Origin of the sequence: Olsenella profusa DSM 13989 (assembly GCF_030811115.1) — a bacterium.
GTDB classification, from domain to species: Bacteria; Actinomycetota; Coriobacteriia; order Coriobacteriales; family Atopobiaceae; genus Olsenella_F; species Olsenella_F profusa.
Window position 1 is genome coordinate 2,582,546 of the sequence record NZ_JAUSQK010000001.1, and the last position, 13,353, is coordinate 2,595,898.

Sequence of the window (13,353 nt, forward strand, 5' to 3'; positions counted from 1 at the left end):
CCCTGCGACGGCGCCCCTCATGGCTGATGCCATCCGCCTACCTCACGCCAGCCTTCTGCTTGGCACGCTCGATGGTGGCCAGCTGCTCGGGCGAGAGGCGGATGCCATGCACGTGGGCGCCGGCCTCGCGCTCGTTGACCTCGGTGTCACCAAAGGTGCCGTGACGGCGCGTCTCATCCACGTAGGGTGCGACCACGTGCGTGGTGGGATCGTCGGGGTTCTCGATCGTGAAGGCACCACCCTCGCGGTAGTTCTCCTTGGCCACCGAGATCATGAGCTTGATGCGGTTGAGCTGGTTGACCTCGGAGGCGCCGGGGTCGTAGTCCACAGCCACGATGTTGCTCTCGGGGTGCATCTGGCGCAGGCGCTTGATCACCGACTTGCCCACCACGTGGTTGGGCAGGCAGGCGAACGGCGAGGCGCACACGATGTTGGGTGTGCCGTGCTCGATGAGGTCCACCATCTCGGCCGTGAGCAGCCAGCCCTCGCCCATGGTGTTGCAGAGCGAGAGGATCCGCTTGGCCTTGTCGGCCAGCTCGAAGATGTCCTCGTAGGGCTGGAAGCGCTTGGACTTGGCCAGCATCCTGTCGAGCGGGCTGCGCAGGGCGTTGATCATCTGGATGCCTGCGTTGTGCGTGAGGCGGCTCGTCGCCTTGGTGCCCAGCTCGCCCGCGGTGTTGATGGCGTTGGACATGCCAAAGAGGAAGAAGTCCACCAGGCCCGGCACGTCGGCCTCGCAGCCCTCGCCCTCGATGACCTCGACCACCTGGTTGTTGGCGGTGGGGTGAAACTTGACCAGGATCTCGCCGACCACGCCCACACGCGGCTTGCTGCGGTCGTTCGTGAGCGGCAGGGCGTCAAAGCGCTCGATGGTGTCCTGGCAGAGCTGGTAGAAGCTCTTGCGGTCAGTGCGCGGGATGAGCGTCTTGGCACGGCTCATGAGCGAGCGGTACAGGCGGTTTGCGGAGCCCCGCTCGGTCTCGTACGGGCGCGTACGGTACAGCAGCTGCATGATGAGGTCGCCATAGAGCAGCGCATACACGGCCCTCACGATGAGGCTGGGCTTGAACAGGTTGAAGCCGGGAGCCTTCTCATCCAGGCCGCTGGCAGCCGTGAGGGAGATCACGGGGATGTCCGGATGGCCGGAGTCCTTGAGCGCCTTGCGGATGAGGGCGATGTAGTTGGTGGCCCGGCAGCCGCCGCCGGTCTGCGTGATCATGACGGCCGTGCGGCTGAGGTCATACCTGCCGGAGAGCACCGCCTCCATGATCTGGCCCGTGACCAGGATGGACGGGTAGCAGATGTCGTTGTTGACGTACTTGAGGCCCGTGTCCACAGCCTTGTGGTCCACGGAGGGCAGGAGCACCACGTTGTAGCCCTCGGCATGCAGCAGCTCCTCCACGATCTCGAAGTGGATGGGCGCCATCTGCGGCGCAAGGATGGTGTAGCCCTGGGCCTGCATGTCCTTGGTGTAGTTGTGCTTCTCGAAGGCGGCGCTCTTGGCCTCGCGGTACACCGGGGTACGGCGCGAGAGGTCGGTCTGGCGGGCATGCTCGAGCGAGCCATCGGCCATGTGTACGCCCACGGGCGCCACCTCACTGACGATGCCGGCCGCCGTCTCGCGTTCCAGCTCGGCCTGCCGCTCCTTGAGGGCGGCCATGAGCGAGCGCACGCGGATGCGGGCGGCGCCCAGGTTGGACACCTCGTCGATCTTGAGCACGGTGTAGATCTTGCCGGAGGCCTCGAGGATCTCCTGCACCTGGTCGGTCGTGAGGGCGTCGAGCCCGCAGCCAAAGCTCTGCAGCTGGATGAGGTCGAGGTCGTTGCGGGTGGCCACGAAGCGGGCGGCGCGATACAGGCGGCTGTGGTACATCCACTGGTCCACGACGCGGATGGGACGCTCGGGCAGCATCTTGTGCGCCACGGAGTCCTCCGTGAGCACGGCGAGGCCAAAGCCGTGGAGCATCTCGGGGATGGCGTGGTTGATCTCGCCGTCATTGTGGTAGGGACGCCCCGCCAGCACGATGCCGTGGGCACCGTTGTCCTCGATCCACTCGAGGGTCTCGTCGCCCTTGCGGTGCATGGCATCCTTGAAGGCGAGGTCCTCCTCCCAGGCGGCGTTGACGGCCTCGTCGATCTCCCTGCGCGTGATGGGCTTGCCGCGGAAACGGCCCCTGCCCGCCTTGGCGTCCTCGGCGCGCTGCACGGCCACGGCCTCGTACAGGCGACGCTTGAGCTGCCTCTTGTTGTCGTAGGGGATGAACGGGTCGAGGTACTCCACGTCGGGTGCCGAGAGCTCGTCCACGTTGAGCTCGAGCGACTGTGGGTAGCTCATCACGATGGGGCAGTTGTAGTGGTTGGTGGCCGAGTCATCCTCCTGGCGCTCCCAGCGGATGCAAGGCATCCAGATGAAGTCCGGGTCCTTCTCGAGCAGGTTCATGATGTGCCCATGACTGAGCTTGGCCGGGTAGCACACCGACTCGGACGGCATGGACTCGATGCCCGCCTCGTACGTCGCCTTGGTGGTGCGGTCGGACAGGATGACCGAGAAGCCCAGCTTGGTGAAGAACGTGTGCCAGAAGGGATAGTTCTCGTACATGTTGAGGGCGCGCGGGATGCCCACGGTGCCACGGGGCGCCTTGTCGGCAGGCAGGCTCTCGCGGTCGAAGAGCAGGCGGTTCTTGAACTCGAAGAGGTTGGGTGCCTTGGACTGCTCGCGCTTGGGCTTGCCGGAGCCCTTCTCGCAGCGGTTGCCCGTGATGAAGCGACGACCGTTGCCAAAGCTGTTGATGGTGAGCTGGCAGTTGTTGGCGCAGCGCCCGCAGTGCGACTGCGTGCGCCTGACCTTGAGGTTGTCGATCTCCTCGCGGGAGAGCAGCTCGGAGGTGCCTGAGGCGCCCGCACGGTCGCGGGCGAGCAGGGCCGCGCCATAGGCGCCCATGACGCCGGCGATGTCCGGACGGATGACGTCGCGGCCGGTCAAGAGCTCGAAGGCGCGCAGCGTGGCGTCGCTCATGAACGTGCCTCCCTGCACGACGACATACGTGCCGATCTGGTCGTAGTCGCGCAGCTTGATGACCTTGAACAGCGCGTTCTTGATGACGGAATACGAAAGGCCCGCGGCTACGTCGCCGATGGTCGCCCCCTCCTTCTGGGCCTGCTTGACGCGGGAGTTCATGAACACGGTGCAGCGGCTGCCCAGGTCGATGGGACTCTCGCCACGCACGGCCGCCTGCGCGAACTCCTGTACGGTCATGCCCATTGAGTCGGCGAAGTTGGCGATGAAGGAGCCGCAGCCGGCGGAGCAGGCCTCGTTGAGCATGATGTGCTCGATGACACCGCCCCTCACCTGCAGGCACTTCATGTCCTGTCCGCCGATGTCCAGGATGAACTCCACGTCGGGCACGAAGGCCTTGGCACCCCGCAGGTGGGCCACGGTCTCGATCTCGCCGGAGTCGGCGCGCAGGGCCTCGATGAGGATGCCCTCGCCGTAGCCGGTGGTGGTCACGTGGCCGATGGTGCAGCCCTCGGGCAGGTGGTCGTAGATGTCGTCCATGATCCTGCGCGCGGTGCCCAGGATGTCGCCGTTGTTGTTGTCGTACCAGGTGTAGAGGAGCTGCCCCGACTTCCCCACCACGGCGGCCTTCATCGTGGTGGAGCCAGCGTCGATGCCGATGAACACGCGGCCGTGGTAGGCCTCGAGCTGCCCCTTGGGAACCACCTGCCGATCGTGGCGACGCTTGAACTCCTGATAGTCCTCCTCGGTGGCAAAGAGCGCGTCGAGACGCGCGACCTCGGAGCCCTGGGTGTCCTTGAGGTTGGAGAGCGCATCGATGACCTGCTGGAACGTGACGTGCCTGTCGGACTCGCCGGCAAGGGCGGCCCCGGTGGCCACGAAGAGGTGGGCATTCTCGGGGATCACGCGATGCTCCTCGTCGAGCTTGAGCGTCTCGTAGAAGCGGTGGCGCAGCTCGGAGAGGTACTGGAGCGGGCCACCGAGGAAGGCCACGTAGCCACGGATGGGATGGCCGCAGGCAAGGCCGGAGACCGTCTGGTTGGCCACGGCCTGGAAGATGGAGGCCGCCACGTCTGCGGGGGCGGCACCCTCGTTGAGCAAGGGCTGCACGTCCGACTTGGCGAACACGCCACAGCGTGACGCGATGGGATAGATGTGCGTGGCCTCCTTTGCCAGTTCGTTGAGGCCGGAGGCGTCCGTCTTCATAAGGGAGGCCATCTGGTCGATGAAGGCGCCCGTGCCGCCGGCACAGGTGCCGTTCATGCGCTGCTCGATGCCACGGTCGAAGTAGATGATCTTGGCGTCCTCGCCACCCAGCTCGATGGCGCAGTCCGTCTGGGGGATGAGCGTCTCCACGGCGCGCTTGGAGGCGATGACCTCCTGCACGAACTCGAGGTCGAGCCACTTGGCAAGCAGCATGCCGCCCGAGCCCGTGATGGAGACGCGCATGGACGGGTCGCCGATGACCGACTGGGCACGGCGGAAGAGCTCGCAGGCCGTGGCCTTGACATCGGTGTGGTGGCGCTCGTAGCTGGCATACACGAGGTGGTTGCCCTCATCGATGACGGCAAGCTTGACGGTGGTGGAGCCCACGTCGATGCCCAAGCGCAGCCGGGCGTGGGAGAGGTCCACCGTATGGGCCGGGTAGAGCTCCGCGCCAATCTGCCTGAGCTCGATGGGACGGCCCACTGCGGCCTGTGCCCGGTTGGACGATGCGTGGTTAGTCATCGGTGCTCTCCCCCTTGGTCGCATGCGTGGCGGGCTCGAGCAGCCCAAGCGCGATGCTCGGAATGTCAAAGTGCATGGTGCGGCCATACAGGTCGCCAGGGCGCACGAACATGAGCGATGTCATGATGCGCGCCATCATGGAGACCGACTCGTGCATGCCGCTGGTGAGCCAGCGCACCAGCACGCTGACCTCGGCGCCAATGGCAAACGTCAGGTAGTAGTCGAAGATGGGACCCAAAAGGTCCAAATTGAGGCCCTCCGCCGCGCGCGTGGCCACCACGTCGCGCACCATACGCTCGATGCGGCCCACGAACGCCGGGTCGCCCCCCTCGCCCAGAAGCGCGGAGAGATAGTCGCCATGTCTTTTGAAGTACGCGAGCAGCTCCTTGGAGCCGGGGCAGGGCGCAAAGTCATCCAGCGCCTCCTGGAGCACGTCCAGGTTGACGACGGTGATGTTGCCCACGAGCCCCTTGAGATCGCGGATGGTGTCCTCCTCTATCTGGTTCACGAGGTCGGCGATGTCGCGGAAGTGCGAATAGAACGTGCGGCGCGTCACGCCGGCACGGTCCGTGACGGCCGTGACGGTCACCTGCGAGAGGTCACCCGTCTCCTTGATCTCGGCCGCAAGAGCGTCGCGCAGGGCACGACGCGTGCGCAGGGTGCGCCGGTCGGTGGTGGCACGCGTCCCGCCCGGAGGCGTAGGCTTTTCCATAAGAGCAGGTCGCATATGATGGTGCTCCCATTTCTTCTCACTGTGTGCAGTACGTTACAGCATGAGTAGTATTGCACAATGTGCGCAAGAACACATGCCACATGCCTCCCCGCACGGAAGCGACACAGTTGCACACCGGACGACCGGCATGCATGCCTAGGTGTGCGTGGGCAGCTCACCGGCCCTCATCAGCGGCGACGACCCCTACGCACCGTCTCGGACATGAGCGCGTGGCAGGGGGCACGGGAGAGACCGTGACCATCCTCCATGCGTTCACCGACGTCGCGCCGGGGCAGACCATACGTCTCATCACCATGGTAGACCCCAGCCCGGCAATCCATCAAGCTCACCGTGGGGCTCACCGCTCCCGAACAGGGCACCATGCCTATCGAGGACGTCTTCACAGGCAGCTTGCAGGGGATGCGCGCCTTCTCGCTGGACTGCTGGGCGCTGGATGACTGCGATCTCACCTGTGTCCTCGCCCAACAAGATCCGTCGACAGCGCCACGACCTCAAGCACGTGCTTGCGACCATCGACGCCTACGAGCGAGCGGGGGGCCACGAGGCGGTGCGTCGTTTCGTGGAGGAGCAGACCGCCAGTCAGACGCAGACGAGACGCTCAGGATGGCCGCCGACGCGCGACAGGTGATGCCCGGCGTCACCCTCAAGTTTCCCGAGGGCACCAGGCACATCCACGTGCGGCGCGGTGACATCGCCCACGTGTACCGCCTATGGCAGCAGTGGGGCTTCCAACTTGCTAAGGCGTGCGGCTAAGGCATGCGGCTAGCGTGACCGCGCCCTTGCGTCGTCGAGTCGTTCGCAAATTATCAGGCTTCGCTCATGTCTGTAGATGCATCAACGATATATCTACCTGCAGGTCTATAAAACCGCTACGCTAAAAAATGCGAACGACTAGGGGGCACACTGCCGCGATCGTCATGGCCGGGAGATGACTCGATGCCGAGCCGCTCGTGTCACCCATGGCATGACCTCAGGGCATGGCGATACTCCTCATCAGCCTGGTCACGCTGACGCTCGAGATCCCTCCGCTCGCGCGCAAGCTCGCCATGGCATTCGCCAAGCCGCATGGTCGCCTCGCCCTGCGCGCACGCGAGCTCCTCTGCGGCAAAGGCAGCCTGACGCGCGACGCACGGCACCGTACCGAGCATGTCATCGACCATGGCACGGCAGCGGCCAACATCCCATAGGAACCCCTCTGCCACCTGATCGAGACGTCGCTCGCGCACCCTCAGCGCATCCTCACGGCACTCGAGGCTCTCACACTGCCTGTGATAACGGCGCACCGCCTCGTCTTCCAGACGCCACAGCCCATACATGGAACCCCCAGCAAATCTAACCGCTTTCTCTGAAGATTGTTTATATAATAATACGGTAAAGAAGAGCAAGCCCTTACGTCAAAGAGGGCCCCGTGGCAGACGTAGAGATTCGTTCCAACCTCGCGGCGGTGGGCGAGCAGGCGTCAACGCTTGAGGCCACCGTCTCTGCCTGCAGCGAGATCTCCTTCCAGCAGCTGGCAGGGGCGACGAGCGGCATCGCCGGCAGCGACGCTCACGACCAGGTCGCATCATCCTTCGCGGCCAACCTGAGGGCATGGAATGGGCTCGTCCGTACCGACGCCGCGGCGATTCGCTTGGCGGGATCGTCCCTCGCGAGTGCTGACGACGGGGCCGCTCGCGCGCTGTCTGCACACGAGGGAGGGGGTGTACATGAGGGTTGAGAAGGCTCGGCTGCTTGAGCTGCTTCACGCCGAGAACGAGCAAATCGAGGGTGCGCTGCCCGCCTACCAACGACAGGCCACGGCCCTGCAGGCAACGCTCGACGATGCCTCGCTGAACGGCAAGTCGTACGATACGCTACGCGAGCGTATCCAGGAGACGCATGCGCCGCGCGCGAGGGCGCAGCTCGCCTCCCTCAAGGCGCTCGCGGATGGCAATGGGCGCAACGCGGACGCGGTATCCACACTCCCCGAGACGTCACCCGGCGTCGCCGACACCGCTGAGGCACAGCAACGGATCGACGAGCTCGAGCGTATGAACGCGGATCTCCAGAGCCAGCTCGAGGCGGCGCAGGGGACGGACGCCGAGAATGTGATTGCCAGCCCCTGTCAGCGGGCCATGGGCGCGAATGCCTCCATGATCGCAGCTCTGCACGACGCCATTGCGCAGATAGAGGCATACGCCGCCGCTTCAGCTGGCTTCTACCAGGACGCCCAGGATGAGGTTGAGGGGCTCTCCCAGGTGGGCATAGGTACGTATCATATGGCCGAGCAGTCCGAGATGCTTGTCGATGACGCGTACGTAGAGCAGAGGCTCGGCGTATCGAAGCAGGACTTCGTCAAGATGCAGATGGAGCAGTACGGTTTCGACGAGGAGACGGCCGAGACCATGTGGGAGATATACAAGGCCCTCTACAGGAAGTACCCCAAGGCAAGCCAGGAGCAGATCGACTGGATGTGGCTGAGGATCATGTCACAGTCAGAGTACAACGGATTTTCTTGGCATAATACCTGCGGGGACGTCATCGGCGTCGATGGCCAGAGGCTCTATGAAGGTGACGATGACTATGTCATCGAATATCTTGGCATCGATGCAAAGACATGGGCCAAGCTGAAACTCGCGATCGCAGCGCAACACGCCATCAGTGACATGGGGGACAGCGGAAACCTTCACCCCGAAGATATAGAACGCCTTCGGCAGCTCCATCGACAGGCATTTGGTGACGACAGCACCGACGAGACCTTTAAAGACTATATGAGAAAGGCCAACAGACTGTATGGCGACGAGGCCAACGATGGCCACGCCCGTGCCGACTTCGCCCATCAGTGTGTTACGGCAGCAACCATGTACAAGGACAGCATGGCGGCTGACGTGGGCTTCTCTGGAGGCGCCGACGAACGCAAAGCCTACGCCGGGTGGATGGGAGACTGTGTCCTCATAGGCAACAAGGACGGTGGCACGTCCCTTGGGCCCGACGATTATAAGTCCGATCTTGATGCCGACAGCATATCTCGCAGAGCACGCAGCAAAGGCATCTCCTACCAGCAGGCGGCCAAGGAATATTACGATGACATCGCCTCAGGAGCCACTAACCGTGCCGACGAGTTCACGGGCAACCATGGTGGCTACGACAACGTGGTCAGCCAGGTATACAGCAATCTTACCAATCCCAACGACATTGCAGCACGGTGGAAGGGGCAGGTCGAGGTGCATGGGAAGGGCGCCGACTCGTTGTTCTCCCTATTCTATAGCACTGACACGAAGCTTAACTTCATCGGCAGTGAGCCAAAACTCCGAGACACCAAGAACTTCCTCGATGCGCTCAAGAATCACCAAAACGAGATTCCCCGGGAGCCCGAGCAGTGACCCGTCGCAGGCGCATCCTCGTCGCGCTGGCCGCCGTCGCCCTGGCGGCCTACGCGGCCCTGGGCGCGGCGGCGACCGTGCGCCACGACCAGGCCGTCCGCAACGTCTTCGACGAGATGGCGCTCGAGGGCCCCATGGCGGAGGGGGGGCTCCCGTTCCCCTGGATCCGGGGGACCATGGGCTTCCCATCTGACCTCCGGCGGAAAGTCGAAAGCTGGGACAAGTGGATGCCCGAGCCAGAGGTGAGGTCAGAGACCTTCGCTTACGCGGGCGACCTCGGCAGCCCCTGGGACGGGATGGACTACTCCAACGGCGGCACGGGTGGCGAGGATGGCTACGCTCACATCTCCGTGTGGGATGACGGCAGGGTCGAAGCGAGGTGCAGCACGAGAGACGGCATGACGGCCGACGGGCTCGCCTTCTCGGCGGAGTTCAGCTGGTCCTACGACCCCGCGACGCGCACGCTCTCGTGGGAGCAGTACTTCGTCACCTGGGAGCCCGCCAAGGAGGATGACTCCCGTGGCTGGGACTACAACGAGCAGTTCTACCATCACCCCGGCCGCGAGGAGTGGCTGGAGGCCACCGGCGTGGACGGCGCCAGGCTCGACGCGTGGGTCGACCGCGCGCTCGGCCTCGGCATCAGGGGCTGGCTCGCCCAGAACGCCGGCCGCACGCGCTTCTCCGCGGCCGACCTCGGCGACTTCCGGCTCGGGGGCGACGACGTCGGGCGCCTGCGGTCCTTCCTCGGCTCGCTGGGGGAGGCGCAGTGAATCGCCGACGTCGCACCTTCTTCGTCGCGACGCTCGCCTTCGCGGTCGCGGCCTACGCCGCCCTGGGGGCGGCGGCGACCGTCTGCCATGAGCGGTCGATACGCAACGTCTTCGACGAGATGGCGCTCGACGGTCCCATGGCGGAGGGAGGGCCCCCGTTCCCCTGGATCCGGGGGACCATGGGCTTCCCGCCCGACTTCAGGTGGGAGCCCGGCACCGGGGACAAGTGGGTGCCCGAGCCCGAGGTGAGGTCGGAGACCTTCGCCTACACCGGGGACCTCGGCAGGCCCTGGGACGGGATGGAGTGTCCCCATGCTACCTTTCCGGTCAGCGGCGCCTTCGTCAGCGTCAGGAGCGACGGCATCGTCACGGGGGGCTGCAACACGGAAGACGGCATGACGGAGGGCGGGCTGGCCTTCACGGCACGCTTCTACTGGTCCTATGACCCCGCAACCCGCACGCTCTCGTGGGAGCAGTACCTCACGACCTATGAGCCCGACAAGATAGACCGCAGCAAGAGCTCGGAGTACAACGGGCAGTTCTACCACAGCCTCGCCCGCGGGGAGTGGCTCGCCGCCACCGGCGTGGACGGCGCCAGGCTCGACGCGTGGGCCAACCATGCCCTCGGCCTCGGCATCAGGGGCTGGCTCTCGCAGAACGCCGGGCGCACGCGCTTCTCCGCGGCCGACCTCGGCGACTTCCGGCTCGGAGGGGACAACAGGGAGCGCCTGCGGGCCTTCCTCGACTCGCTGGGGGACGGGGGGCCCGAGCAGTGACCCGCCGACGTCGCGCCCTCCTCGCGGCGATCGCCGTCGCCCTGGCGGCCTACGCGGCCCTGGGCGCGGCGGCGACCGTGCGCCACGAGCGGTCGATCCACAACGTCTTCGACGAGATGGCGCTCGACGGGCCCATGGCGGAGGGAGGGCTCCCGTTCCCCTGGATCCGGGGGACCATGGGCTTCCCGCCCGACTTCAGGTGGGAGCCCGGCACCGGGGACAAGTGGGTGCCCGAGCCCGAGGTGAGGTCGGAGACCTTCGCCTACGTGGGCGACCTCGGCAGGCCCTGGGACGGGATGGAGTACACAGGACCGATGGACTTCTCGGATAGCGGCGCCTTCGTCAGCGTCAGGAGCGACGGCATCGTCACGGGGGGCTGCAACACAGGCTACGGCACCACGGCAGATGGCCTTGAGTTCAGCGCGGAGTTCTACTGGTCCTACGACCCGGTCACCGAGGCGCTTTCGTGGGGTCAGCACTTCGAGACTTGGGAGCCAGACAAGATAGACCGCAGCAAGAGCTCGGAGTACAACGGGCAGTTCTACCACAGCCTCGCCCGCGGGGAGTGGCTCGCCGCCACCGGCGTGGACGGCGCCAGGCTCGACGCGTGGGCCAACCATGCCCTCGGCCTCGGCATCAGGGGCTGGCTCTCGCAGAACGCCGGGCGCACGCGCTTCTCCGCGGCCGACCTCGGCGACTTCCGGCTCGGAGGGGACAACAGGGAGCGCCTGCGGGCCTTCCTCGACTCGCTGGGGGACGGGGGGCCCGAGCAGTGACCCGCCGACGTCGCGCCCTCCTCGCGGCGATCGCCGTCGCCCTGGCGGCCTACGCGGCCCTGGGCGCGGCGGCGACCGTGCGCCACGAGCGGTCGATCCACAACGTCTTCGACGAGATGGCGCTCGACGGGCCCATGGCGAAGCCGCAACTCCCGTTCCCCTGGATCCGGGGGACCATGGGCTTCCCGGAGGAGCTCAGGTACGCGCCCGACCCGAGCTACGACAAATGGAGCGCGCCGCCCATCACCGACATGCAGTACACCTACACGGGCGACCTCGGCGAGCCCTGGGACGGGATGGAGTACACCAGCGGCAGCATGGGCGGCGGGAACAGTTATGCGTCCATCGCCGTGTGTGACGACGGCAGGGTCGAGGCGGAGTGCGGCACGGGGGACAGCATGACTGAAGGTGGGCTGGCCTTCACGGCACGCTTCTACTGGTCCTACGATCCCGTGACCCGCACGCTCTCGTGGGGGCAGCACCTCACGACCTGGGAGCCCAACAAGATCGATCGTCACTACGGCTGGGACTACAACAAGCAGTTCTACCACAGCCTCGCCCGCGAGGAGTGGCTGGCGGCCACCGGCGTGGACGGCGCCAGGCTCGACGCGTGGGTGGACCGCACCCTCGGCCTCGGCATCAGGGGCTGGCTCGCCCAGAACGCCGGGCGCACGCGCTTCTCCGCGGCCGACCTCGGCGACTTCAACCTCGCGGGCGACGACGTCGGGCGCCTGCGGTCCCTCCTCGGCTCGCTGGGAGAGACGACATAGCAGCCACCCCGCTCCCGAGCCATGCATGGTGAGCAACACGGCACCTACGCGGGAGACCCGTCTCCGGGGTGCCTCCGCCTCAGGCGAGCACGTCGGCGAACTCGGGATGCCTGGCAAACCACCGCTGAGCGTAGCTGCAGCTCAGCTGGGCGCGCAGCCCCCGTTCGCGCAGCCTGTTCGCCAGCTCGAGCGTCAGCCTGTCCGCGATGCCCTGCCCGCGCCCCGCAGGCTCGACAAAGGTGTGCGTCACGTCCACCACACCGGGCCTCATCTGTTCGAACTCAACATATCCCAACTGCGTCCCCTCGTCACCCACGCAGACGATCCGCCTGTCCGTCGTCTCAAACCTCATGCCCAGTTCCTCCTACCATCTCACTCGCCCAACAGCTCGATGAGGTCCTCGCGCCTGAGGCTGGCCAGGCTCAGGCCGCCGCCCTCGCCCACCACCTGGTTAGCGAGGCCACTCTTGGCCTCCTACAGCGCCAGTATGCGCTCCTCGATCGTGTCATGGGCGATGACCTTGTACACCGTCACGTCGCGCACCTGACCGATGCGATGGGCACGATCCATGTCCTGGTTCTGTGCGGCCACGTTCCACCATGTTCTCGGGCAGGTCGGCGAGCACGTCCGTCTTGAGGCGGCGAAGGATGAAGGGGCCCACCGCACTCCGCAGGTGCGTCGCCACGTCGTGGTCGCCCACCGCGATGGGCTGATCATAGCGCTCATGGAAGCGCTCGTAGCCACCCAGCAGTCCCGGCATCAGGAAGTCGAAGATGTTCCAGAGCTCGGAGAGGCGATTCTCGATGGACGTGCCCGTGAGCGCCAGACGGTGCCGGGCGTCCAACGCCTTCACGGCACGGGCGGCCAGCGTTTCGTGATTCTTGATGCACTGCACCTCGTCGAGCGCCACGAGCCACAACGGACGTCCCGCCCATCTGCGCACGTCATGCCTAAACAGGTCATACGAGGTCACATAGACCTCATGGCGCTCGCCGCGAACCTGCCGTCGCTGCGCGGTGGTGCCCGTCACCACGGCAACGTCCAGCTCGGGTGCGAACTTCCCAAACTCCGCCTGCCAGTTGTACACCAGCGAGGCGGGGCGCGCAGCTCGTCCTGTAGCAGGTCATCCGCCAAGATCGAGAGGTCGATGAGGCCGGCATGCAGCGAGACCCCCACCCGCATACGGAGCGTGGAGGCGTGCGACAGGCGCGCAAACGCGTCGGTGGCATACACCGTGCCCATGCGCGCGAACTCCGCCGTGCCCTCAAACACCAGCCGCGCGATCGCATCCGCATCACGCTGCGAGATCACGGCACGCCGCGTGGAGGACGTGCTCCTCGCCAACGGGGCATAGCGCTCCACCAGCCGGCGTGCCGCAGATTCGGCGCGTAAGTCACGCATGGGATCGATCGCCCCACACCC

14 protein-coding genes are annotated in these 13,353 nt (G+C 65.8%); 8 read left to right on the forward strand and 6 right to left on the reverse strand.

Going from position 1 to position 13,353, the window contains the following annotated elements:
- Positions 1 to 37: 37 nt before the first annotated feature.
- From J2S71_RS12015 to J2S71_RS12025, 3 genes are all read right to left on the reverse strand, one after another.
- Positions 38 to 4,744 (reverse strand): 2-hydroxyacyl-CoA dehydratase, encoded by a 4,707-nt coding sequence (locus J2S71_RS12015; protein ID WP_307392276.1) that lies wholly within the window; start codon positions 4,742 to 4,744, stop codon positions 38 to 40.
- Positions 4,737 to 5,456: a TetR/AcrR family transcriptional regulator gene (locus tag J2S71_RS12020; RefSeq protein WP_156901015.1), complete on the reverse strand. Its 720-nt coding sequence runs from the start codon at positions 5,454 to 5,456 to the stop codon at positions 4,737 to 4,739. The genes J2S71_RS12015 and J2S71_RS12020 overlap by 8 nt, the downstream gene beginning before the upstream one ends.
- Positions 5,457 to 5,644: 188 nt before the next feature.
- Positions 5,645 to 5,926, reverse strand: a complete 282-nt coding sequence (locus J2S71_RS12025) for a hypothetical protein (RefSeq protein WP_021726004.1) — start codon at positions 5,924 to 5,926, stop codon at positions 5,645 to 5,647.
- A 154-nt stretch (positions 5,927 to 6,080) separates the two neighbouring features.
- Here J2S71_RS12025 and J2S71_RS12030 point away from each other — a divergent pair, with 154 nt between their 5' ends.
- From J2S71_RS12030 to J2S71_RS12065, 8 genes are all read left to right on the forward strand, one after another.
- A complete protein-coding gene (locus J2S71_RS12030) occupies positions 6,081 to 6,230 on the forward strand; it encodes a hypothetical protein (RefSeq protein WP_021725959.1) in 150 nt (49 codons plus the stop codon).
- Positions 6,231 to 6,454: 224 nt separating this feature from the next.
- Complete coding sequence (locus J2S71_RS12035) at positions 6,455 to 6,664, forward strand: hypothetical protein (protein ID WP_156901013.1); 210 nt, start codon at positions 6,455 to 6,457, stop codon at positions 6,662 to 6,664.
- A gap of 221 nt (positions 6,665 to 6,885) precedes the next feature.
- Positions 6,886 to 7,194 carry a hypothetical protein gene (locus J2S71_RS12040; RefSeq protein WP_307392288.1) on the forward strand — a complete coding sequence of 103 codons (309 nt, stop codon included), beginning with the start codon at positions 6,886 to 6,888 and terminating at the stop codon, positions 7,192 to 7,194.
- Entirely contained in the window at positions 7,184 to 8,839 is a 1,656-nt protein-coding gene (locus J2S71_RS12045; protein WP_307392291.1) for a hypothetical protein, read from the forward strand. Before J2S71_RS12040 ends, J2S71_RS12045 begins: the two co-directional genes overlap by 11 nt.
- The gene (locus J2S71_RS12050; protein WP_307392294.1) at positions 8,836 to 9,609 is read left to right on the forward strand and encodes a hypothetical protein; all 774 of its coding nucleotides are present in this window, start codon (positions 8,836 to 8,838) and stop codon (positions 9,607 to 9,609) included. Before J2S71_RS12045 ends, J2S71_RS12050 begins: the two co-directional genes overlap by 4 nt.
- Positions 9,606 to 10,385, forward strand: a complete 780-nt coding sequence (locus tag J2S71_RS12055; protein ID WP_307392297.1) for a hypothetical protein — start codon at positions 9,606 to 9,608, stop codon at positions 10,383 to 10,385. Before J2S71_RS12050 ends, J2S71_RS12055 begins: the two co-directional genes overlap by 4 nt.
- Positions 10,382 to 11,161: a hypothetical protein gene (locus J2S71_RS12060; RefSeq protein WP_307392300.1), complete on the forward strand. Its 780-nt coding sequence runs from the start codon at positions 10,382 to 10,384 to the stop codon at positions 11,159 to 11,161. The genes J2S71_RS12055 and J2S71_RS12060 overlap by 4 nt, the downstream gene beginning before the upstream one ends.
- A complete protein-coding gene (locus J2S71_RS12065; RefSeq protein ID WP_307392303.1) occupies positions 11,158 to 11,931 on the forward strand; it encodes a hypothetical protein in 774 nt (257 codons plus the stop codon). The genes J2S71_RS12060 and J2S71_RS12065 overlap by 4 nt, the downstream gene beginning before the upstream one ends.
- Positions 11,932 to 12,010: 79 nt before the next feature.
- Here J2S71_RS12065 and J2S71_RS12070 read toward each other — a convergent pair whose 3' ends face one another.
- The 3 genes from J2S71_RS12070 to J2S71_RS12080 form a co-directional block, all read right to left on the reverse strand.
- Positions 12,011 to 12,283, reverse strand: coding sequence for a GNAT family N-acetyltransferase (locus tag J2S71_RS12070; RefSeq protein WP_021726007.1), 273 nt, complete (start codon positions 12,281 to 12,283; stop codon positions 12,011 to 12,013).
- 153 nt (positions 12,284 to 12,436) lie between these two features.
- Complete coding sequence (locus J2S71_RS12075; protein ID WP_307392306.1) at positions 12,437 to 13,018, reverse strand: SNF2-related protein; 582 nt, start codon at positions 13,016 to 13,018, stop codon at positions 12,437 to 12,439.
- Positions 12,958 to 13,332 (reverse strand): SNF2 helicase associated domain-containing protein, encoded by a 375-nt coding sequence (locus J2S71_RS12080; RefSeq protein ID WP_232204449.1) that lies wholly within the window; start codon positions 13,330 to 13,332, stop codon positions 12,958 to 12,960. Before J2S71_RS12080 ends, J2S71_RS12075 begins: the two co-directional genes overlap by 61 nt.
- Between the last annotated feature and the right edge of the window lie 21 nt (positions 13,333 to 13,353).

Coding starts and splice junctions, on each gene's coding strand:
- J2S71_RS12015 (WP_307392276.1), bottom strand. CDS start 4,744: ATGACTAACCACGCATCGTCCAACCGGGCACAGGCCGCAGTGGGCCGT.
- J2S71_RS12020 (WP_156901015.1), bottom strand. CDS start 5,456: ATGGAAAAGCCTACGCCTCCGGGCGGGACGCGTGCCACCACCGACCGG.
- J2S71_RS12030 (WP_021725959.1), top strand. CDS start 6,081: ATGGCCGCCGACGCGCGACAGGTGATGCCCGGCGTCACCCTCAAGTTT.
- J2S71_RS12035 (WP_156901013.1), top strand. CDS start 6,455: ATGGCGATACTCCTCATCAGCCTGGTCACGCTGACGCTCGAGATCCCT.
- J2S71_RS12045 (WP_307392291.1), top strand. CDS start 7,184: ATGAGGGTTGAGAAGGCTCGGCTGCTTGAGCTGCTTCACGCCGAGAAC.
- J2S71_RS12070 (WP_021726007.1), bottom strand. CDS start 12,283: ATGAGGTTTGAGACGACGGACAGGCGGATCGTCTGCGTGGGTGACGAG.
- J2S71_RS12080 (WP_232204449.1), bottom strand. CDS start 13,332: ATGCGTGACTTACGCGCCGAATCTGCGGCACGCCGGCTGGTGGAGCGC.